The organism is Lipingzhangella rawalii (genome assembly GCF_031628175.1).
GTDB lineage: Bacteria > Actinomycetota > Actinomycetes > Streptosporangiales > Streptosporangiaceae > Lipingzhangella_A > Lipingzhangella_A rawalii.
The window spans coordinates 1-21,044 of record NZ_JAVLVT010000008.1; the positions used below are offsets into that span (position 1 = coordinate 1).

The 21,044-nt window shown below is 67.8% G+C and carries 21 protein-coding genes; 16 read left to right on the forward strand and 5 right to left on the reverse strand.

The features are described from left to right. Nucleotides 1-598: 598 nt before the first annotated feature. Nucleotides 599-1,747, reverse strand: coding sequence for a DNA integrity scanning diadenylate cyclase DisA (gene disA / locus RIF23_RS15585; RefSeq protein WP_310913289.1), 1,149 nt, complete (start codon nucleotides 1,745-1,747; stop codon nucleotides 599-601). An 87-nt stretch (nucleotides 1,748-1,834) separates the two neighbouring features. After that, the gene (gene radA, locus RIF23_RS15590; protein WP_310913290.1) at nucleotides 1,835-3,199 is read right to left on the reverse strand and encodes a DNA repair protein RadA; all 1,365 of its coding nucleotides are present in this window, start codon (nucleotides 3,197-3,199) and stop codon (nucleotides 1,835-1,837) included. Between the two features lie 127 nt (nucleotides 3,200-3,326). On the opposite strand from radA, the gene RIF23_RS15595 reads away from it, so the two are divergent. The 10 genes from RIF23_RS15595 (at nucleotide 3,327) to ccsB (ending at nucleotide 13,361) form a co-directional block, all read left to right on the forward strand. Continuing rightward, complete coding sequence (locus RIF23_RS15595; protein ID WP_310913291.1) at nucleotides 3,327-4,427, forward strand: SGNH/GDSL hydrolase family protein; 1,101 nt, start codon at nucleotides 3,327-3,329, stop codon at nucleotides 4,425-4,427. 135 nt (nucleotides 4,428-4,562) lie between these two features. After that, a complete protein-coding gene (locus tag RIF23_RS15600; RefSeq protein WP_310913292.1) occupies nucleotides 4,563-5,498 on the forward strand; it encodes a sugar phosphate isomerase/epimerase family protein in 936 nt (311 codons plus the stop codon). Nucleotides 5,499-5,624: 126 nt separating this feature from the next. After that, complete coding sequence (gene proC, locus RIF23_RS15605) at nucleotides 5,625-6,419, forward strand: pyrroline-5-carboxylate reductase (protein ID WP_310913293.1); 795 nt, start codon at nucleotides 5,625-5,627, stop codon at nucleotides 6,417-6,419. Nucleotides 6,420-6,573: 154 nt separating this feature from the next. Continuing rightward, nucleotides 6,574-7,752, forward strand: a complete 1,179-nt coding sequence (locus RIF23_RS15610) for an acetoin utilization protein AcuC (RefSeq protein ID WP_310913294.1) — start codon at nucleotides 6,574-6,576, stop codon at nucleotides 7,750-7,752. Between the two features lie 11 nt (nucleotides 7,753-7,763). Then, on the forward strand, nucleotides 7,764-8,555 hold the full coding sequence (locus RIF23_RS15615) for a phosphatase (RefSeq protein WP_310913295.1): 792 nt from the start codon (nucleotides 7,764-7,766) through the stop codon (nucleotides 8,553-8,555). A 284-nt stretch (nucleotides 8,556-8,839) separates the two neighbouring features. Next, nucleotides 8,840-9,043, forward strand: a complete 204-nt coding sequence (locus RIF23_RS15620; RefSeq protein WP_310913296.1) for a helix-turn-helix domain-containing protein — start codon at nucleotides 8,840-8,842, stop codon at nucleotides 9,041-9,043. Between the two features lie 191 nt (nucleotides 9,044-9,234). Next, the gene (locus tag RIF23_RS15625) at nucleotides 9,235-9,885 is read left to right on the forward strand and encodes a TlpA family protein disulfide reductase (protein ID WP_310913297.1); all 651 of its coding nucleotides are present in this window, start codon (nucleotides 9,235-9,237) and stop codon (nucleotides 9,883-9,885) included. Beyond that, complete coding sequence (locus RIF23_RS15630) at nucleotides 9,882-10,739, forward strand: cytochrome c biogenesis CcdA family protein (protein WP_310913298.1); 858 nt, start codon at nucleotides 9,882-9,884, stop codon at nucleotides 10,737-10,739. The genes RIF23_RS15625 and RIF23_RS15630 overlap by 4 nt, the downstream gene beginning before the upstream one ends. Before the next feature lies 1 nt (nucleotide 10,740). Next, a complete protein-coding gene (resB, locus tag RIF23_RS15635) occupies nucleotides 10,741-12,336 on the forward strand; it encodes a cytochrome c biogenesis protein ResB (RefSeq protein ID WP_407659482.1) in 1,596 nt (531 codons plus the stop codon). 17 nt (nucleotides 12,337-12,353) lie between these two features. Continuing rightward, the gene (gene ccsB, locus RIF23_RS15640) at nucleotides 12,354-13,361 is read left to right on the forward strand and encodes a c-type cytochrome biogenesis protein CcsB (RefSeq protein ID WP_407659483.1); all 1,008 of its coding nucleotides are present in this window, start codon (nucleotides 12,354-12,356) and stop codon (nucleotides 13,359-13,361) included. Between the two features lie 285 nt (nucleotides 13,362-13,646). Here the strand turns inward: ccsB and RIF23_RS15645 are convergent, their stop codons facing one another. Both RIF23_RS15645 and RIF23_RS15650 read right to left on the reverse strand, forming a co-directional pair. After that, on the reverse strand, nucleotides 13,647-14,009 hold the full coding sequence (locus RIF23_RS15645; protein WP_310913299.1) for a PLD nuclease N-terminal domain-containing protein: 363 nt from the start codon (nucleotides 14,007-14,009) through the stop codon (nucleotides 13,647-13,649). Between the two features lie 72 nt (nucleotides 14,010-14,081). Continuing rightward, complete coding sequence (locus RIF23_RS15650) at nucleotides 14,082-14,282, reverse strand: BldC family transcriptional regulator (RefSeq protein WP_310913300.1); 201 nt, start codon at nucleotides 14,280-14,282, stop codon at nucleotides 14,082-14,084. 354 nt (nucleotides 14,283-14,636) lie between these two features. On the opposite strand from RIF23_RS15650, the gene RIF23_RS15655 reads away from it, so the two are divergent. Next, nucleotides 14,637-15,116: a DUF4229 domain-containing protein gene (locus RIF23_RS15655; protein ID WP_310913301.1), complete on the forward strand. Its 480-nt coding sequence runs from the start codon at nucleotides 14,637-14,639 to the stop codon at nucleotides 15,114-15,116. A gap of 30 nt (nucleotides 15,117-15,146) precedes the next feature. Here the strand turns inward: RIF23_RS15655 and RIF23_RS15660 are convergent, their stop codons facing one another. Continuing rightward, nucleotides 15,147-16,442, reverse strand: a complete 1,296-nt coding sequence (locus tag RIF23_RS15660) for a hypothetical protein (protein ID WP_310913302.1) — start codon at nucleotides 16,440-16,442, stop codon at nucleotides 15,147-15,149. A gap of 163 nt (nucleotides 16,443-16,605) precedes the next feature. On the opposite strand from RIF23_RS15660, the gene RIF23_RS15665 reads away from it, so the two are divergent. From RIF23_RS15665 to RIF23_RS15685, 5 genes are all read left to right on the forward strand, one after another. Beyond that, a complete protein-coding gene (locus RIF23_RS15665) occupies nucleotides 16,606-17,322 on the forward strand; it encodes a demethylmenaquinone methyltransferase (protein WP_310913303.1) in 717 nt (238 codons plus the stop codon). Between the two features lie 523 nt (nucleotides 17,323-17,845). Further along, complete coding sequence (locus RIF23_RS15670; protein WP_310913304.1) at nucleotides 17,846-19,153, forward strand: geranylgeranyl reductase family protein; 1,308 nt, start codon at nucleotides 17,846-17,848, stop codon at nucleotides 19,151-19,153. 190 nt (nucleotides 19,154-19,343) lie between these two features. Next, nucleotides 19,344-19,703, forward strand: coding sequence for an NADH-quinone oxidoreductase subunit A (locus tag RIF23_RS15675; RefSeq protein WP_310913305.1), 360 nt, complete (start codon nucleotides 19,344-19,346; stop codon nucleotides 19,701-19,703). Further along, nucleotides 19,703-20,269, forward strand: a complete 567-nt coding sequence (locus RIF23_RS15680; protein WP_310913306.1) for a NuoB/complex I 20 kDa subunit family protein — start codon at nucleotides 19,703-19,705, stop codon at nucleotides 20,267-20,269. The genes RIF23_RS15675 and RIF23_RS15680 overlap by 1 nt, the downstream gene beginning before the upstream one ends. Next, a complete protein-coding gene (locus RIF23_RS15685; RefSeq protein WP_310913307.1) occupies nucleotides 20,266-21,036 on the forward strand; it encodes an NADH-quinone oxidoreductase subunit C in 771 nt (256 codons plus the stop codon). Before RIF23_RS15680 ends, RIF23_RS15685 begins: the two co-directional genes overlap by 4 nt. Nucleotides 21,037-21,044: the final 8 nt, after the last annotated feature.

The following is a 21,044-nucleotide window of genomic DNA, read 5'->3' on the forward strand; positions in this document are numbered from 1 at the left end:
CGCTTGGTTAGGAGCACGCACCGTCTCGGCCGCCGGCGGCGTCGCGCCACAGTGGTCACCCGTGATGTCCTGTCCCCGCGGCGCTCCCCCGCACGACGGCCAACGGTGGGGCCGGCTGTGGCTGTGGGGCGTTTCCCGCAACCCGGGGGAACACACACTCCAGCCCAGCGGCCAGCGGTGGGGGTGGTGGCCGTGGGGGGTCTCCCGCTACCCGGGGGAGCGCACTCCCGCGCACGACGGCCAACGGTGGGGGTGGTGGCCGTGGGGGGTCTCCCGCTACCCGGGGGAGCGCACTCCCGCGCACGACGGCCAACGGTGGGGGTGACGGTGGCCGTGGGCCGTCTCCCCCAACCCGGGGGAACACACACTCCAGCCCAGCGGCCAGCGGTGGGGGGTGGTGGCCGTGGGGGGTCTCCCGCTACCCGGGGGAGCGCACTCCCGCGCACGACGGCCAGCGGGGTGGCGGCTCGGTAGGCCGTGGGGCACATCCCGCTGCCGGGGAGAACACGCTCCCCCGCACGACGGCCAGCGGGATCGGGGGCGGGGCCGACGTCGCCACGCCAGGACCAACCTCGCTCCCACCCCAAGAAGCCACGCCCTAGCCGTAGCGTTCCAGCATGAAGCTCTCCGCCAGCCGGTTCAGACCGTCCCGCACCGCGCGGGCCCGGGTTTCGCCCACGCCGTCCACCGCCTGGAGGTCGTCGACGGTACTGGTGAGGATTTTGCGTAGGTCCCCGAAGTGGGAGATCAGGCGGCTGGCCACGGGCTGGGGGAGACGTGGCACCCGGGCGAGGAGCCGGTATCCCCGCGGACTGACCGGTTGGTCCAAGCCGTCGGGTCCCTCGAAGCCGAGCGCCTCGGCCACGGAGGCGAGCTCCAGCAGTTGGCTGGCCGAGAGCCGCCCCAGCTGGGTGAGGGCTTGCCGGGGCCTGCCACTGGAGCCCGCACCCCCGGGATTGTCCACCAGGGGGATCGCGCAGTAGTCCCGCAGTGTCAGGTCCAGCTCTGTGTCCATCCCGCGGGTCAGCTCGTCCAGTTGCAGCTGGAGCAGGCGCCCGTCGGATCCGAGCTCCACCACATAACCCTCGATCTCCGTGGAGATACGACGCACCATCTCCAGCCGCTGTACAACAGCGGCCACGTCGCGCACTGTGGCGAGATCCTCCAGCTCCAGTCCGGACAGTTCACCCGAAACCTCGTCCAGACGGGAGCGATACCGCTCCAGGGTGGACAGAGCCTGGTTTGCCCGAGACAGCAGGGAGGTCGAGTCCTCCACCACGTAGCGCCGATCCTCGACGTACAGTGCGACGGTCCGCATGGAATGGCTCACCGAAAGCACGGGGAACCCGGTCTGACGGGCGACCCGCTCCGCGGTCCGGTGGCGGGTGCCGGACTCCTCGGTGGGAATACGTGGATCCGGCACCAAGTGGATTGCCGCACCGACGATCCGGTTGCGGTCCGTGTCCAGGACGATAGCCCCGTCCATTTTCGCCAGCTCCCGGAGCCGGGTGGCCGACGGTTTGACATCGAGGGTGAATCCCCCGGTGCAGATGGACTCCACGGTCGCGTCGTGCCCCAGCACGATCAGGGCCCCGGTCTGTCCCCGCAGAATCCGGTCCAGTGCGTCCCGCAGCATCGTCCCGGGAGCAAGCATGGCAAGTGCGGAGCGGTCTCCCTCGGCGATCCCGCTCCGCCAGCGAGGTGACTGTCCCCCGCGGCGCACTGTCGAACGTGCATGTGGCGCCAATGACTCCCCCGCAGCGGATGGCTGTGTTGGGCCAGTCTAAGGCACAGCTGCTCGCAGCGCCTGTGCAGCGAGTGGGATGACGGTGCGTCAGTGCTGCTCAGCCGGCAGGGTGGCCCGCAGTGCCTGCCCCAGGTCGTCCACTCCGACCGCGTCGATCCCGGGAACCGGTTCCTCACTGAGCCGCGGGACGATCGCACGGGTGAACCCCAGACGCGCCGCTTCGGCGAGCCGCCGCTGCACCCCACCCACGGCCCGCACGTCCCCGGCAAGGCCCACTTCACCGATGGCAATGGTGGCACGGGGGAGGGGGACGTCGGTGTGCGAACTGGCCAGGGCCAGGGCCATGGCGAGATCGACCGAGGGTTCGCCCAGGCGAACTCCTCCCACCGTCGAGGTATAGACGTCCGCGCCCCCGACGCGTAGGCGCGCACGCCGTTCCAACACCGCCATCACCATGGCGACCCGAGAGGAGTCCAGCCCCGAGGTGGCCCGTCGTGGTTGGGGCATTCCGGTTGGGGCGACGAGTGCCTGAACCTCCGCAATGAGTGGACGCCGCCCTTCCAGGGTGACGGTCACACAGCTGCCCGACACCGGCTCGTTGCGGCGGGTCAGAAACAGTCCGCTGGGATCGGGCAGCCCGATGATCCCGGACTCGGTGAGCTCGAAACAGCCGATCTCGTCGGTTGGCCCGTAGCGATTCTTGGCGGCCCGGAGGAGGCGCAGACGAGAATGATGATCTCCCTCGAACTGCACCACCACGTCCACCAGGTGCTCCAGCACCCGCGGCCCGGCGATCCCGCCGTCCTTGGTGACATGTCCCACCAGCACCGTGGCGATCCCCCGCGACTTGGCCAATCGGATCAGCGCCGCGGACACTTCCCGCACCTGGGTGACGCCCCCCGGTGTCCCGGAGACATCCGGAGCGGTGAACGTCTGCACCGAGTCCACGATGAGCAGACGTGGCTGGACCCGGTCCACCTGACCGAGAACGGCAGCCACGTCGTTCTCCGCGGCGAGATACAGCTGTGGTGCCAGCGCGCCGAGACGGTCCGCCCGCAACCGGACCTGCCCCGGAGACTCCTCCCCGGTGACGTACAGCACGGGAGCACGATCCGCCTGGAGCGCCGCAACCTCCAGCAGGAGGGTGGACTTGCCGACTCCCGGTTCCCCGGCCAGAAGCATCACCCCACCGGGGATCAGGCCGCCGCCGAGCACACGGTCGAGTTCGTCGAGGCCGGTGGGGGCAGCGTGTGCGGACTCCACGTCAATATCGGCGATGGGGCGAGCGGGGTGACCAACCCGGGCGGGGGCAACGTCCCCCGACGGGGCGGCGTCGATCTCCTCGACGGTGCCCCAGGCCTGGCATTCGCCACAGCGGCCGACCCACCGCAGCGCGGTCCATCCGCACTCGCTGCACCGAAACTGCGTCTTCGCCTTCGCACTACGACTCATGGCAGTACGCTAGCCGCCGCAGACGACATCCTGGGTCGTCGTCCACCCTCCGGTTCGTCGCGGACTCCCACCCGGTTCCGTGGCGTTGCGCGCCTGCCGGACGCACCCGAATAGCTACGATTCGCGCATGCATAAACACGAGGAGTTCTTCATTCGTCGGGCAGTCCGCAGGGGCGGCTCGACCCTCCCACCCCGCCCCGCGCCCGGTGTAGCACTACTCGGCCCCGCTGTAGCATGCGTGCTGGTTGCCCTCACCTCCAGCCCCGCCCAGGCAGATACCGCCACCCAGGTCCCACCGGGCGACACCGAACCGGAGTCGGGCGTGCACGGCAGTGGTGTCAGTGTTGCTGTCCAGGCCACTCCCACCGATGTCTCCGTCGAGGTGGACGGCGCCGCCGACCCCGATTCCGACCTCGACCGCGAGGCGCTGCGCTATGTGGCCCTGGGAGACTCCTTCACCGCAGGCCCCCTGGTGCCCAGTCCCCACGGCAGCCCCGCCCTGTGCCTGCGCTCGACGAACAACTATCCCGCGCTGGTGGCCGAGGCTCTCGACGTCGACGAGGTGGACGACGTGAGCTGCGCATCGGCCACCACCGAGCACATGTTCGAGCCGCAACGCCTCACCCTCGGACAGAACGATCCGCAGCTGGACGCGCTCACCGAAGACACTGACCTGGTCACTCTCGGGATCGGAGGCAACGATCTCGGCTTCGCGGACGTGGTGCGCACGTGCTCCACCCGCAGCGCACTCGACCCGCACGGAGACCCCTGCCGGAGCCACTTCGAGGAGAGCGACGGTGGGGACGAGCTCACGCAACGAGTCCCGGAGGTGGGGACAGCGGTCGCCGAGGTCCTGGACGCGATCACCGAACGCAGCCCCCATGCCACGGTGGCCGTGGTCGGCTACCTGCGCATCCTGCCCGAGGAGGAGGGCTGCTGGCCACGGGAGCCCATCGCCGCGGGAGACGTCGGCTATCTGGACGGCATTCAGACCGCCCTCAACGACGAGCTCGACCAGGTGGCCACCGCGGCCGGAGCCCGGTTCGTGGACGTTGCCGAGCGTGGACACGACATCTGCCAGTCCCCGGGCGACAAGTGGGTCGAGGGATTCGGTGTGACCTCCCCGGCCGCACCGGTGCACCCCAACGCGGCCGGCATGGAGGCCGTCGCACACCGGGTCACCGCGGCTGTGGAGGCACCACTCAACGCCGGTTCGCCCCGCGGCTGAGGTGGTGCGCCGAAGGGGTGATCGGGGGCGTGCCACTGCACAGCGGTACGCCCCACCGTTCGACCAGAGGCCGCTTTCCGGGGCCGGCCCTCCGCCACGGCAGCTCTGCCCGCCGAAGGGAATACAGTTGGTGGGGTGAGCGCAATCCACGTACCCGACGCTCCCGTTGTTCTGTCGACCGCCTCGGTGTTTCCGGAACGGACCCCGGAGGCGTTCGAGATCGCGGCGCGGCTCGGTTACGACGGGATCGAGGTCCTGGTGCACAGCGATCCGGTGAGCCAGGACGTGGACATGCTGCGTCGACTGTCTGACTATCACCGGATTCCCGTGCTGGCGGTGCACGCACCGTGTCTCATCTTCACCCAACGCGTCTGGGGACGGGACCCCTGGGAGAAGCTGCTGCGCTCCAAGGAGATGGCGGAGGCGCTCGGAGCCTCGACCGTGGTCGTCCATCCGGCGTTTCGCTGGCAACGCGACTACGCGCGCGACTTCGAAACCGGGATCGCGCGGATGCAGGACGAAACCGATGTCACCTTCGCCGTGGAGAACATGTACCCGGTGCGAATGCGCGGGACGGAGGTCGTTCCGTACTCGCCGGGATGGAATCCGGTGGAGCGGGACTATCCGGACGTCACCCTTGACCTCTCGCACACCGCCATGTCCGGATCGGACGCGATGGACATGGCCAAACAACTGGGGAGTCGTCTGTCCCATATCCACCTCGCGGACGGGGTCGGCGGACAGAACCTCGACGAGCACCTGATCCCCGGGCACGGGAACCAGCCGTGTGCGGAGCTGCTGGAACACCTCGCCACCAGTGGATACAGCCGGCAGATCGTGCTGGAGGTCAGTACACGCAAGTCCGAGGGGCGAGAGGCGCGGGAACTGGAGCTGGCCGAGGCGCTGGCATTCACCCGACTGCACTTCGCGGGGGCCCGCGGCGAGACCGAATCGGCACACACACGGGAACGCATCGTCTCCGCAGGTGACACCCAGCACCGGGCCGCGACGGCGACGCCCGCCCGACTGTGGCAGGTGCACGTGGACGGTACCGTCAGCCAGATCGGCTGACTCCTCCCCGGGCGTTCGGGGAGGAGTGGCGCGGGCTCCACCGATCGACGAGCCGCTTCCGGCGGTCTGGCTCGGGACGGCGGTGAGTCCCGCTACCGTGGATGACAAGTCCAGGAGGGTGGTTCGATGATCGCGATAGTCGGTGCGGGAAAGATGGGGGAGGCCCTGCTCGCCGGTTTCCTGGGGACGGGATACACCCCGGCGGACGTGCTGGTTACCGAGTCCCGACGGGAGCACGCCCAGGACCTCTGGGAGCGGTTCGGGGTCGAGTCCGTGGACGTGGCCACGGCGGCCCGCCGTGCCGACACCCTCGTTCTCGCGGTCAAACCCCAGGACATGGTCGCCCTCCTGAACGAGCTCTCCGGAGTGGTCGATTCGCGGCACCTGGTCATCTCGGTGGCCGCCGGGGTCACCACCGACGTCCTGGAGAAACACCTGGGGGGCGAGGTCGCCGTGGTCCGTGCGATGCCCAACACTCCGGCGCTGCGGGGTGTCGGCATGACGGCCCTGGCCGCCGGGACACACGCGACTGCCGAGGCCCTGGACCGCACGGAGCGGCTGCTGCGCACCGTCGGCGACGTGGTGCGGGTCCAGGAGCGGCACATGGACACGGTTACGGCGATCTCGGGCAGCGGCCCGGCCTACATCTACTTCGTCGCCGAAACCATGGTCGAAGCCGGGGTCGCGATGGGGATGCCCCGCGACATCGCCCAACACCTCGTCAGCCAGACCATCACCGGGGCGGCAGAGATGTTGCGTGAGTCCGGGGAACACCCGGTCATGCTGCGGGAGGCGGTTACCTCGCCCGGCGGGACCACGGCCGCCGCGCTGCGGGAGCTGGAACGGGACGGCGTGCGCGCGGCCTTCACCAATGCGATCGAGGCAGCCGGGAATCGCAGCCGTCAGCTGTCCGAGGGATGAGTGTCCGGGAGTTCGGGGCGGCTGTGGCCGGCGCACACCGGTCCGCTACGGTGACGGTGACGGCTGTGGTTACATCGCGTCCGTCACCGGTTGCTGTCGCTGTGTGGGTCGTCGTGGGTCATCGGCATCGCCCACCGCGGGTTGTGGAGGATTGATGGGCTGCTCGTTGCGCGTGCCGTGGGATGACGGGCTCACGCAGTACAACTTCGGCCCGCAGCATCCTCTTGCGCCGGTGCGCGTCGAGCTGACGATGGCGCTGGCCGAGGAGCTGGGGGTCTTCGACTCTCCCGACGTGCAGCGCACCAGCTTCGAACCAGCGACCCAGCGGGAGCTGGAACTGGTCCATGACGCTGGCTACATCGACGCGGTTCGGCTGTCGGGGGAGACCCTCAAACCCAACGATCCGTACTTCCTGGGAACACCCGACAACCCGGTGTTCTCCCGCATGCACGATGCCTCGGCCCTGGTGGCAGGGGCATCGATCGCCGCGGCCCGATCCGTGTGGACCGGAGAGGCCGAACACGCGGCCAACATCGCCGGTGGACTGCACCACGCGATGCCCAAGCACGCCTGGGGATTCTGTGTCTACAACGATCCGGCCATCGCCGTGGCCTGGCTGCTGGAGCAGGGCGCGAAGCGCGTGGCCTACCTGGACATCGACGTGCACCACGGTGACGGGGTGCAGGCCATGTTCTACGACGACCCGCGTGTGCTGACCATCAGCCTGCATGAGTCACCACTGACCCTGTTCCCCGGGACGGGAATGCCCAACGAGCTGGGAGCGCGCGGGGCCGAAGGGTACTCCGTCAATGTTGCGCTGCCCGCGGGCACCGACGACAGCAGCTGGCTACGGGCGTTCCACGCGGTGGTCCCCCCGCTGCTCCAGGAGTTCCAGCCCGAGATTCTGGTCACCCAGCAGGGATGCGATACCCACGCGCTGGACCCCCTCGCCAACCTGACCCTGAGCGTCGATGGCCAACGCACCGCCTACGAGGCCATTCACCGCCTTGCCAAGGAGACGGCGGCAGGACGGTGGGTGCTCCTCGGGGGTGGCGGCTACGAACTGGTCCGGGTCGTGCCACGAGCCTGGACCCACCTGCTGGCACAGGCCGCCGACCAGCCGATCGATCCGCACACTGAGACGCCACGGCGCTGGCGCGAGCTGGTGGCGGAGCGAACCGGTGAGGTCGCGCCCACCCAGATGACGGATGGGCGCACGGCCGCCCACACACCCTTCGAAGCGGGATACGATCCGGACGATCCGGTCGACCGGGCGATCCAGGCAACCCGAACAGCCGTCTTTCCATGCCATGGTATTGACCCGAACCTGTAAGGGAGACCCCGGTGACGCCCCCGACCCGTGACGGCCTGATCCGCTATCTCGTCCGGTCTGGAATCGCCGGAAGTGTGGCGACGCCTCGGGATGACAACCTGCGCCACTACCGACGGCTGGCCGAGGGAAACCCCTACTACGCACTGGGGCTCCGCTTCGACCGCAGCTGGAGCTATCCCGAGATTTTGCAGCTGATGACGAAGCGCTGTGGCGTGGTTCCGGACGAGGACTACACCCGTGGTGTGGACACGATCGACCCCGAACGCACGGTGGACGCGTTGGAGGCTGCCGCGGACCGGATGGGCGAGGCGGCCCAGCGTGGTGAGCGGGTGATGTTCGCGACGGGACATCCCGGAAGCCTGCTGGGGACCTACCAGGTGTGGGCACGGGCGCTGGCGGAGCGCGGGGCACGCCAGGTGGTGGCGGGTGCGGGCTACGAGTACCAGCAGGACCGGGACCGTCAGGGACCGCGGCGCCGCGTGGTCACCTGGGACGAGGGAGTGGCCTTCGTGAGTGACGGCCACGAGCCGCGGCACAGTCACCATGCCGAGGGAATGAACGGGATTCTCGGTGCCCTCGACCGTCAGGACTGGCCGGACATGGTTGTCGCCGACCACGGTTTCGCGGGTGCGGCCGGTCAGGCGGGGCTGGACGTCATCGGATTCGCCGACTGCAACGATCCCGGCCTGTTCGTGGGCGAGGCCGAAGGCCGGATCAACGTTGCCGTCCCGCTGGACGACGGGTACACAACATCCGACTACGAGCCACTCGCGAGCTACGTTCTGCACCGGGCCGGGCTGTAGTCGCGGCGATCCCGGTTTCCCGGTTCCAACTGTTGGGGGCCACGCTCGTTTGTGCACGTCGTAAGGTGCGCATAGCTGCGCGGACAGACAATCCCTCCTTTAAAAGCAGTGACCGTCGACCTACCCTGAAATCGGACGTGTCGGTAGTTACTGAAGGACACCGCAGCGTGGCGGTGAGACCCATGTATCCCCGGACAAGGTTTCAACGGGGGGTGCATCGGGGATTCGCCACGTTGAGGCAGGCAGGGACGACAGTACTCACGTCCGGAAATGAGGGCGTCGTGATGATGGGGAGTAAGGCTCCGCTGGAAGAGGTCAGGTTCTTGACCGTGGCTGAGGTTGCCACGATCATGCGCGTCTCGAAGATGACGGTTTATCGGATGGTGCACTCCGGAGCGCTGCCCGCAATTCGGGTCGGGAGGTCCTACAGGGTGCCGGAGCGTGCCGTACACGACTACCTGCGCGAGGCGTTCGTCGAGGCCGGATAGCACGCGTGTAGGTTTCCCGGGGCGATGTGAACCCCGCCCATCGCCCCGAGGGAGGTTGTGCGTGGGTCCTGTGCCCGTCCCGTGTCGCTCCCCCCGGGGCACCCGTAGCTACCCAGGCTTCTCTACTACACTTTGTCGTTGACAGTGGCGTGCGCTGTCGCTGTTCTCGTTCACGACCTGGGAGCTGTCGTTTGCGGTCGCTGCATGGGTTTGACCTGGGCCGTCCCGAGCGGTTGGCCGCCGTCCTCGTGACGGTGGGGCTGCTCTCCGGCTGTGCCGGTATGGACGTCGAGTCCGGGGATGCCGACAACCGATACATCGAAGGTGACGGTGTCGCCACCGAATACTCCCCTGATGAGCGGGAGGAGGCCCCCGACATTGAGGGGGAGACGCTCGACGGCGACCAGCTGTCGATGTCGGAACTCGGTGGTGACGACGTCGTCGTCGTGAACTTCTGGGCCAGCTGGTGCGCTCCGTGCCGCGCGGAGAAGCCCGTGCTTCAGGAGGTGCGGGAGGAAAACGCCGAGAACGGAGTGACCTTCCTCGGCGTGAACATCAAAGACGACCGCAACGCGGCGCAGTCGTTCGAGTCCAACTTCGAGGTGCCGTACCCGAGTTTGTACGACCAGCCGGGCGAGATTCCACAGACACTGCGGGACACCGTCCCGCCGCAGGCGGTCCCCAGCACCCTGGTCATCGACCGCGAGGGCCGGATCGCCGGCCGGATCATCGGGGCGAGTGACTACCGTACCCTCTCCGAACTCCTGGAGTCGATCCTCGACGGCGAGGACGGATCGAACACGGCGGCCGGTTCCGCGTTCGCCCGCGGGGGCGGCCAATGATCATGGAGACAGTGCTGCACGGGTCCATGATCCTGGCAATCCCGCTGGCCATCCTGGCCGGGCTGGTGTCCTTCTTCTCCCCGTGCATCCTGCCGCTCGCCCCGGGCTACCTGTCGTACGTCACCGGACTCTCCGGCGTGGACATGGCCGGCCAGCGGCCCCGCCCCGCCGCCCAGCCCGCCGGTGCGACACCCCCGGCCGGGCCGAGTCCTGAGGCTGGGGTCTCCGGCGGGCAGGACACGACGGCCGCCCCGATCGATGAGGTCCTCCAGCGACACCGCGGCACCATGCTGGCCGGAAGTCTGCTGTTCATTGCCGGGTTCACGGCCGTGTTCATGACCACCGGCGCGCTGCTTGGCGGACTCGGCGGCTTGCTGTTCGACTACATGGACCCGATCACACGCGTCCTTGGTGCGGTGACGATCGTCCTCGGCCTGGCGTTCGCGGGATTGCTGCCGGGCCTGGGCCGGGAGATGCGGATCCGCTGGCTGCCCAGGGCCGGACTGGCCGGAGCGCCACTCCTGGGGGTGGTCTTCGGGCTCGGGTGGACTCCGTGTATCGGACCGACCCTGGCCGCGGTGCAGACCCTGGCGTTCACCGAGGGCAGTGCCGAACGCGGTGCGGTGCTCGCATTCGCCTACTGCCTCGGGCTCGGGGTTCCGTTCCTGTTGGGCGCGGTCGCCTACCGGAGAGCCCTTGGGGCGTTCGCCGTGGTCAAGAGGCATTACCGCACCGTACTGGCGATCGGTGGCGGGATGCTCGTACTGATCGGCCTGCTGATGGTGACCGGGGTGTGGATGGAGCTGAACGCGGTTATGCAGCGTTGGGCGTCGAGCTTCGTGATGGTGATCTGACGTGACCCCCACTCCGTCTTCATCCCGGTCCTCGGCGGCGACCGAGGCCACAGCGTCCTCGGTGCCGCCGAAGCTCTCCCCGCGAGCCTGGCTGCGATGGGCGTGGAACCACCTCACCACCATGCGCACCGCGCTGGTGCTGCTCTTCCTGCTGGCGCTCGCCGCGATCCCCGGCTCCGCACTGCCGCAGCGCACCGTGAGCGTGGAACAGGTCGACGACTTCTACGTCGACTATCCCGAGCTGGCGCCCTGGCTGGATCAGCTCTACCTGTTTGACGTGTACTCGTCCCCCTGGTTCGCAGCGATCTACCTGTTGCTGTTCACCTCCCTGGTGGGCTGCGTCATCCCGCGGATGCGCACCCACCTGCGTGCCCTGCGGAGCCCCCCGCCAGCGGCCCCGCGCCACTTCGAACGCCTTCCCTACTCGGCCAGGTTCACCACCACCGCGAGCCCCGACACCGTGTTGGCGGAGGCGCGTCGGACCCTCCGGGGCCATCGGGTACGTACCTCCACGGACCACGTCGCCGGGGAGCGGGGATATCTCCGGGAAACGGGGAACCTCCTGTTCCACGCATCCCTCGTCGGGTTGCTGGTCGCCCTGGCGGCGGGTTCCCTGCTCGGCTACCGCGGCAACATGCTCGTCGTCGAGGGCGATGGATTCGCGAACGCGGTGCCCTCCTACGACGCGTTCCATCCCGGTGCCGCCGTGGATTCCGCCGATCTCGAACCCTTCACCTTCTGGCTGGAGGACTTCGAGGCGAGTTTCGTCGAGGACGGTCAACTGCGTGGACAGGCCGAGAATTACACGGCCGAGCTGCGGTACCGCGAGACACCGGACGGGCCCGAGCAGTACCACGACCTCGAGGTGAACCATCCCCTGTCGGTGCAGGGAGCCCAGGTCTACCTGCTGGGACACGGCTACGCCCCCGAGTTCACCGTGACCGATGCCACGGGTGAGGTGGTTTTCGACCAGGCGGTGCCGTTCCTTCCCAGCCCCGAGGCCGAAGACATGATCGCTTCCGAGGGCGTGGTGAAGGTTCCGGACACATCCGAGGAACAGCTGGGCTTCCGGGGGGTCTTTCTCCCGTCCCCAACCGAGAACGCCGCCGGTGAACTGATCTCGGACTTTCCCGCACCACGGGACCCCATCGTCACCCTGGATGCCTACCAGGGCGACCTCGGGTTGGATTCGGGGGAGTCCCAGTCCGTGTACCAGCTCCAGACCGAGTTCATGGAAGAGATCGGTACCACGACCGCGCTGGGGGTCGGGGACACCTGGGAGCTTCCGGACGGAGCCGGAACGATAACGTTCACGGGCTACAGCGAGTACATCAGCATGGAGGTCACCAGCGACCCGGGGCGCGTTCCTGCGCTGGTGGCGTCCTCGGTAGCGGTGGCGGCCCTGCTGTTGACGCTTCTCGTTCGGCCACGCCGCTGCTGGATCCGTGTTCACCGCGCCGACACTGCCGACGCAGAGACGGTCGTCGAGGTAGGCGGGCTCAGCAAGACGGACCATGCCGAGGTCACCGCGGACTTCCACGCGGTCACGACCCGGCTTCGAAACCGACTGCGCGGAGACTCCCGCGCGTCCCAGTGACAAGGAGTTGATCCGGGGTGCAGGTACTGCCCGTGGATATCGCGGACTCGTGGAGCCTGTCTGCGCTCAGCGACACCATGGTGCTCGCCATGATCGTCGCCTACGCGGTGGGGCTGTTGCTGTTCGCCGTCGAGGCGGCCTACGGGCAACGAACCACCCTGCGGTCCAGGACGCCGGCGACCGTCGGCGGTTCCGGCACATCGGAGGGGGGCGGTGACGAACCCGACGACCTCGAGGTGCGGCTCCGGGAGACTCCGTCCCAGGTGAAAGCCCCCCGACACTGGGTCGGCACGCTCGGTCTCGTGGTCGTCGGACTCGGCCTGGTCTGTAACCTCCTCCAGATCGTGGCTCGGGGGCTCGCCGCAGAGCGGTGGCCCTGGGGCAACATGTTCGAGTTCGTGGTTGCCATCTGTTTCGGGGCGGTCGCCGCGTTCCTGTACGTGGCCCTGCGGCACCAGGCCCGGTTCCTCGGGGTGTTCGTCCTGGTTCCGGTGCTCATCCTGCTCGGGGTGGCCGCGCGGTGGTTGTACAACGAAGCGGGGCCGCTCATCCCCGCGTTGGACTCCTACTGGATCGCGATTCATGTCTCCGCGGCCATCGTGGCGACGGGGGCGTTCATGGTCGCCGGGTCCACCACGATCGCCTATCTGCTGGCGCACCGCGCCGAGCTTCGTCGCGCCGCGGGCGAGGTGGTGACCGGAGTGGCCGGGCAGCTGCCGAGTTCCCAGGTGCTGGACCGGCTGGCCCACGGCCTGATCGTGTTCGCGTTTCCGTTGTGGACGTTCTCCATCATCGCCGGGGCGATCTGGGCGGACGAGGCGTGGGGACGGTTCTGGGGGTGGGACCCCAAGGAGGTGTGGTCCTTCATCACCTGGATCATCTATGCCGCCTACCTGCACGCCCGCGCCACCGCGGGGTGGCGCGGACCCCGCTCGGCCTGGATCAGCCTCGCTGGGTTCGCCTGCCTGTTGTTCAACTTCTTCGCCGTGAACTACCTGTTCAGTGGGCTGCACTCCTACGCATAGCCCGCTCGTGTGGGGGAAGCACGACGAGGATCCCGCCGCGGAGAGTGGCGCAGATGGCCCACCGTAGGGCGGGTGATGGCGTCGTGCTGACGCGCTGGTCGTCCCTGATCCCATGGTCGGGTGTTTCCCTGGACGACGTACCCGCCCCCACGTCCACCCTGGTCGGCTGACGGGTGTCCCGAACCAGCGGACCCGTTACTCCGGACTGCGAACGCCTGGTGGCCGGCTCCGTTACCGGAGCCGGCCACCACAGCCAGTTCGTCCCGAGGGGGAGGACGAGTGGCGCTACTCGTCGGGATTGATGCGCTTATTGAGTTTCCGCAGGAACTCGGGGTCGTCGTCCGGGCCGACGGGGTTCTGTGCGCCACGGGGCCGAGAGAAGTCCTCCGGACTCAGGTTCTGTGTGGGCGGCTGCTGCCGCGGCGTCGGTCCGGACGGTTCCTCTGCTGCGACGGCCGCGGTCTCGCGAGGCCGCCCGAAGAACAGCCAGAGCAGTGCTCCAACGTGCATGAACACCGCAATGAGGATCAGCCACAGAAGCTTCGGCAGATTCCGGACTTCCGAGCCAGGGCTCGTGAGGGCGTCACAGAACGCGTACACCCACAACGCCGTGAAGGCAACGGTTAGAAGCGCATAGAGCCACAGCATTCTTCCAGCCTATCCGTCGGCGTCGTTCTCGTCTGTAGGAGCGCTGCGGATTGGGGCCGTGAAGCGGGTCGCCTAGTGTGCCGGCTCCACCGCCTCGCCGTGGAGTAGTGCCCGCACTTCCGTTTCCCGGAACCTGCGATGCCCACCCGGGGTGCGGATACTACTGATCCGCCCGGAAGCCGCCCACCGGGTCACCGTCTTCGGGTCGACCCGGAAGAGGGAGGCGACCTCCCCTGGAGTCAACAGGCGTTCACTCGTACGTTCCACCGTCACTGTCCCCCTCTCTGTCCATCCGCCCCGGTCCGGGCGGTTGCTCCCCCAGTGTGCCTGAGTGCGTCCGTTTCCTCCCTAGTTTTCGTAAAAATTGCGGGGAGCGGGGGCGATTGAGGTCATCGTGATTAGAACGTAATCGTGTTTTGGGAGGGATCGAACCCCCACATGGACGGCGACGACGCCCTTTCCCGGGGGTGCCGCGTCGATGCGCTGCACCCCCTCTATCCTGGAGGAGACGCGGGCGCGACGGGGGCGGTTTTCGGGGACTTCCTCCAGGCGGAGTGGCTCGCCCCACCCCGCGCCCGGATCCATCCGGTCGGCGAGCGTCGGCCCCCGTCATTGTGAGGCAGGTGCATGCTGAACTTTGTGATGTACACCCTGGCCCGGCTGCTGCTGTTTCTGGCGGCGTCGGGACTCGCGTACCTCCTGGGAGCGCGCGGCTATCTGACCTTCCTGATCGGGATCGTGATCAGTGCTCCGGCCAGTTACGTCCTGCTCGCCCGGCATCGGGATGCGATGTCGGCGCAGGTCGTTTCCTGGATCGGGGAACTGAAATCCCTGGGGCGGCGGCTGGAGGAAGGGGCCGGTAAGGAGGACGTACCGGAGGAGACCGCCTCCGCCGAGGCGCCGGGGTCAGCGCCCGCCGGGCAGGGAGTGGACCAGTCCCGGGCCACCCCGAGCTCGCAGGCCGGCACGGACGAGGCCGGCACGACCACCGGTGTGGAGGCCCCCGACGGCAGTGTGGAGTCAGTGGAGCCAGCGGAGCCAGTGGAGCCAGTGGAGCCAGTGGAGTCACCGGCAACGCCGGACTCGTCGCGCAGCACGTCCGGGTGACGCGCCGCGCCAGCGGGAACAGCGGGTGCACTACCGGGTTGGGAACATGGCCAGGCGGGGCTGGTAGCGCCCGCCGATCCATTCGGTGTCGCTTCCCACATAGAGACCGTCGTCGGTGACGGTGAGTTCCTCGGCCCCGTGCCCGCGCTGCCGGCCGGGGTTCCAGGACAGGGCGGTTCCCCGTGTCGGATGGATTGCACCGATCCCTTCTCGCTCCACCGCTGAGGGCCCGGCCGACTTGTCCCCCTCGGGGTTGTCCAACCACCTCTGGTGCCCCCCGACGTACACGGCGGCCTCGGTGACCGCCACGGAGTACAGGGAGTCGCCGCCTGTGTGGTTGACCCAGGTCGGTTCGGCGTCGGGGTTCTCGTCAACCTCCCAGCGACTTGCCGTCTTGCACAGGCCGCCCAGGTCCACGGGCGCGCCGGTGGTTACCACCACGAAGTAGCTGCCGTCCGGGGCAAAGTCCATTTGGCGTAGGTAGGTGTGCATCCGGGACCAGTCGCATTCCGCGGTGAATGCGTCCGTGGCCCACGAACTCAGCCGCGCCTCGTCCCCGGTGGTGTCGATCATGGCGATCTGGGGACGCGGCGCGCCATCCACCTCCAGGAACGGGCCACTGATGAGCAGTCGGTCCCCGGCGGGGCTCAGTGCGAGGTTGTGCACCCGCAGGAAGCCGGCCCGGGTCTGGCCGATCGGAAGGTCGAACGCCGGGTCCACCACCCCGGTGCTGGAGTCCAACCGGGCCACGCCCTGCCGCTGCTCGCCGTTGATGCTGGAGAATGAGCCCCCGACGTAGAGATCGCCGTCCTGCTCGGCGAGCCCGTAGACACGTCCGTCGTCGATCGTGGTGTCCGCGAATTCCGGCACCTGACGGCCGTCGTCCAAGGACAGGCGCACGAGGCCGCGTGCCGGTTCTCCATTCACGGTGGTGAAGAATCCCCCCACATAGACAGTGCCGTCCCGGACGGAGACCGACGTGACTTCCCGGTCGAGGTCGGGGCGAAAGCCGGTACGCAGCGCTCCGGTAGACCGGTCGAAAGCGAAGAGGTACGGCTGCTCGATCACGTCGTCGTGGTCGTTGGTGCGCAGGTGCCCGAAGTTCCCGCCGACGACGACCACATCCCCGTCCTGGTCGATCGCCTGTACCTTGCCGTTCACCACGTGTGGGGTCCAGCTGACCGGGACGTCGTCCACGACCGCGGTGTGCCCGAGGGACGCGGTGGTTCCAGCCTCGGCGATCGGGGTGCCCACCGCGGATGGGACCATGAGGAAGCAGAGTGTGCAGCCGACCGCGCAGATGCGGGTAAGGAGACACTGTGGCACGAGCCACCTCCGACACAGTTCTGGCCGCGATATCCATGTGCTTACCTATTGTTTCTGGTCTTGCACACTATGTGATTATTGGTCTGGTGTGTGCGATGCACCCCTGTCGACGTGTCGCCCGGGACGAGCCGCAGTGACCGCGCCAACAGCTAGGCTTGACGCCATGACCCGCCCCGACCTCGCCAAGAACCCCGACGATGTGTCGACCATGTTCGACCAGGTCGCTCAGCGTTACGACCTGCTCAACACCGTCATGTCCGCCGGGCAGGACCGCATCTGGCGGCGGGCCGTCGCCCGGGAACTCGAGGCTTACAGCGGTGAACTCGTGCTCGACCTCGCCGCCGGCACCGGAACCTCCTCCGAATCCTTCGCAGCGGGTGGGGCTCGCGTCATCGCCTGCGACTTCTCCATGGGCATGCTCACCGTGGGGGCCCAGCGCAGAGGAGGAGCCAACCGCCGCGGCGTGACCTGTGTGGCTGGAGACGCCGTTCATCTCCCGTTCGCAGCCGAGACCTTCGACGCGGTCACGATCTCCTTCGGCCTGCGTAACGTTGTGGATACCCAGGCTGCCCTCCAAGAACTACTCCGGGTAACGAAACCTGGTGGGCGACTGGTTCTGTGTGAGTTCAGCCACCCTCCCAGCCGTGTTCTCGACTGGATCTATACCCGCGGTATCCGCATCGGCCTCCCCCTGCTCACGCGCCGCCTCACGCCCAACCCGGAGGCGTATGAGTACCTGCCCGAATCCATTGCGGCCTGGCCCGACCAGCGTCAGCTCTCCGCCGAGCTCACTCGCAGCGGATGGACCACGGTGCGCTGGCGCAACCTCAGCCTCGGTGCGGTTGCCGTGCATCGGGCGACACGGCCCACCAGCCACTAGTGCCGTGGCGGGCGCCGTCGATCCCGGATGTGCTCGGCCCCGGGGGTGACCGCAATACGGGCTGCGCTGCCTGGCCCCTGGGTGGGTGGACGGCCTGGCCCGGAATCCGCCCAGCGGCACGACGATCCCCGACACCTGGTCCGTTGGGGACCTACCGGCGGTGCTGGTGACCAGCAACCGGGGTGGTTGGGCCGTACGCCCCGGGTGGATGGTGGCTTACCGGTGGGTATGATCCGGGCATCCGCAGGCCCATGCTCCGAGAGTCAGCAATGTGACCTGTGATTTTCTTCGAGGGCCTGCCACGTCCGGCCCTGACTACGCTTCGTGTTCAACGTCGGCCCGGGGGCGGGGTCGCTGAGCGATGGCGAAAGGTCTAGACTGCGGACGAGGGTTTGTGAAGGGCTTCACAAGTGTTCGTGCTTTTGGTCGCCTCCGGTTGCGTCCGTACAGCACACACCCGAGGCCGGACTCCCCGCCAGCCACAACGCGTGGGTCCAGCATGCATAGAACTCAGGATGGGCTCGTGAGCGACACCAGATCCGACACAGTCGTTACCGGTCGTGCCGGGATCGAACCAGACGCCGACGTTATCGTCGTCGGCGCCGGCCCCGCAGGCGCGACCGTTGCCTACCATCTCGCCCAGTCCGGTCTGGACGTCTTGGTGTGCGAGAAGACAACCTTCCCCCGAGAGAAGGTCTGTGGGGACGGCCTGACTCCCCGCGCGGTCAAGCAACTGATCGCGATGGGCGTCGACACCACGACCGAGGGGTGGGTCCGTAACCACGGCCTACGGATTATCGGAGGTGGGGTCCGCCTGGAGCTGCCCTGGCCCGAACTGGGGGAGTATCCCAATTTCGGTCTGGTTCGTACGCGCTACGACTTCGACCAGATCCTGGTGGAGCGCGCCCAGCAGGCCGGTGCCCGGTTGCGGGAACAGACCAATGTGCAGCAGCCCATCATCGGAGACCGAACCAACCGCGTCATTGGGGTGCGTGCGCGCGGTGCCGACGGCGAACCGGTGGACCTGCACGCCCCCCTGGTCGTCGCCGCGGACGGAAACTCCTCCCGTCTCTCGGTGGCCCTCGGGATTCGCAAGCGTGAGGATCGGCCGATGGGAGTCGCGGTCCGGACCTACTTCACCAGCCCGCGGCACACCGACGACTACCTGGAGTCCTGGCTGGAGCTGTGGGACCGCAGTGGGGACCGGGACGTGTTGTTGCCCGGGTACGGCTGGGTGTTCGGTGTCGGGGACGGGACCAGCAACGTCGGGTTGGGCATCCTCAACTCCACCTCTTCCTTTCAGAGTGTGGACTACCGGCAACTCCTGCGTCGCTGGACCGCGAGCATGCCCGAGGAGTGGGGATTCGGGGAGGACAATCAGGTCGGGCCGGTGCGTGGTTCCGCCCTGCCCATGGGGTTCAACCGGGTCCCCCACTACTCCCGTGGGCTGTTGCTGGTCGGTGATGCCGGTGGCATGGTCAATCCGTTCAACGGGGAGGGGATCGCCTATGCGATGGAGGCCGGTCACCGTGCCGCCGAGGTGATCGCCCAGGCGTTGCGCCGTCCGACTGTGCAGTCCCGGGAGCGAACCCTGCTGAGCTACCCCCGGATTCTCCAGGAGACCTACGGTGGCTACTACACCCTGGGTCGCTATTTCGTAAGACTGATCGGGAATCCGGAGTTCATGAAGTACGCGACCAAATACGGCCTGCCCCAGCCAATGTTGATGCGCTTCACCCTCAAGCTGCTGGCGAATCTGACCGAACCCCATGGTGGCGATGCGATGGATCGGGTCATCAACGGGATGTCGCGATTGGCGCCGGCAGCGTGACGGGACGGGTGAGCGCGGGGCATCCTCCGGGTATCGGCACGGCCCGTTCCTGGCTGTGGGCCCGGGGCATGCCATCCGTGTTGGCTGGCATGGGGGTGAATTACCCCGGCCCGGGTCCGGTGGTGCCGGCGCTGGACATACCAACGAGCGGACCGTTGTGTGTCCGCGACGAGGAGAGGATCGGCTAGCGATGGAGCTGTACACCCCCATCCTGGTGCTGGGTGGCCTTGCGGCGGCGTTCGCGCTGTTCTCACTGTTCGCGGCGCATATTGCCGGTCCCCGCCGGTACAACAGGGCCAAGCTGGAGCCCTACGAGTGCGGGATCGAACCCACCCCCCAACCGAGTGGTGGTGGTCGGTTCACGGTGAAGTACTACCTGACCGCCATGCTCTTCATCATCTTCGACATCGAGATCATCTTTCTGTATCCGTGGGCGGTCCATCTGGACGCACTCGGCTTGTTCGGGCTGATCGCGGTGGTGCTGTTCCTGGTCAATGTGTCAATCGCCTACGCCTATGAATGGCGGCGTGGCGGATTGGAGTGGGACTGATGGGAGTCGAGGAGAAGCTGCCGAGCGGCTTCCTGCTGACCACGGTCGAGCAGCTGGTCGGAGCCGCCCGTAAGTCCTCGGTCTGGCCGGCCACATTCGGGCTGGCGTGCTGCGCGATCGAGATGATGTCGGTGGGTGGCCCACGGTACGACCTGGCCCGGTTCGGGATGGAGCGCTTCTCGGCCACCCCTCGCCAGGCCGATCTGATGATCGTGGCCGGCAGGGTGAGCCAGAAGATGGCCCCCGTCCTGCGTCAGATCTACGACCAGATGCCCGAACCCAAGTGGGTGATCGCCATGGGCGTCTGTGCCTCCAGCGGTGGAATGTTCAACAACTACGCCATCGTGCAGGGGGTGGACCATATCGTTCCGGTGGACGTCTACCTGCCCGGTTGCCCGCCGCGGCCGGAGATGCTGCTGGACGCGGTCCTCAAGCTGCACGACCAGATCCAGAACACGAAGCTCGGGGTGCATCGGGAGCAGGAGATCGAGGAGAACGAGCAGCGGCAACTGCGCACGCTTCCCCTGGTGGAGCGGGATGACGACACTGAGGGGGTGTCACGATGACCTCCGATTCACCCGCAACCAACAATGAAGGCCAGCCTAACCTAAACGACGAGGAGAGTCTACCCGAGCGTCGGGGCGCGGAACGGCTGGCCACACCGGTGGTGCGCACCGGGATGTTCGGGGCCAAGACCACCGGGGACACCTCCGGCTACGGTCGCCTCCAGGTGCGTCAACAACCGCCGGCCCGGTCCGAGCCGCCCTACGGCGATCCGGACAATCCGAAGACCGCCTACTTCGACGAGGTGGCCGAGACCCTGGCCGCAGCTCTCGAACAGCAGGGGACCACCTTCGACACCGCCGTGGAGCGGGTCGTGGTGGAGCAGGGAACGTTCGTCCTGCACCTGGACCGGGAGTACCTGCCGCTTGTCGCACGGCTGTTGCGGGACGAGCCCGCCCTGCGGTTCGAGCTGTGCCTCGGGGTGGCCGGAGTGCACTACCCGGAGGACACCGGGCGGGAGCTGCACGCCGTCTACCCCCTGCGCTCGATCACGCACAACCGGTTTCTGCGTCTGGAGGTCAGCGTTCCCGACAGTGACCCGCGCGTGCCCTCGATCGTGGACACCTACCCCACGAACGACTGGCACGAGCGCGAGGCGTGGGACCTGCTGGGGATCGTCTTCGAGGGACACCCCGCCCTGACCCGGATCCAGATGCCGGACGACTGGCACGGCCACCCCCAGCGCAAGGACTACCCCTTGGGCGGGATCCCCGTCACCTACCGCGGTGCGACGGTCCCCCCACCAGACGAGCGGAGGTCATACGCGTGAGCACCCCA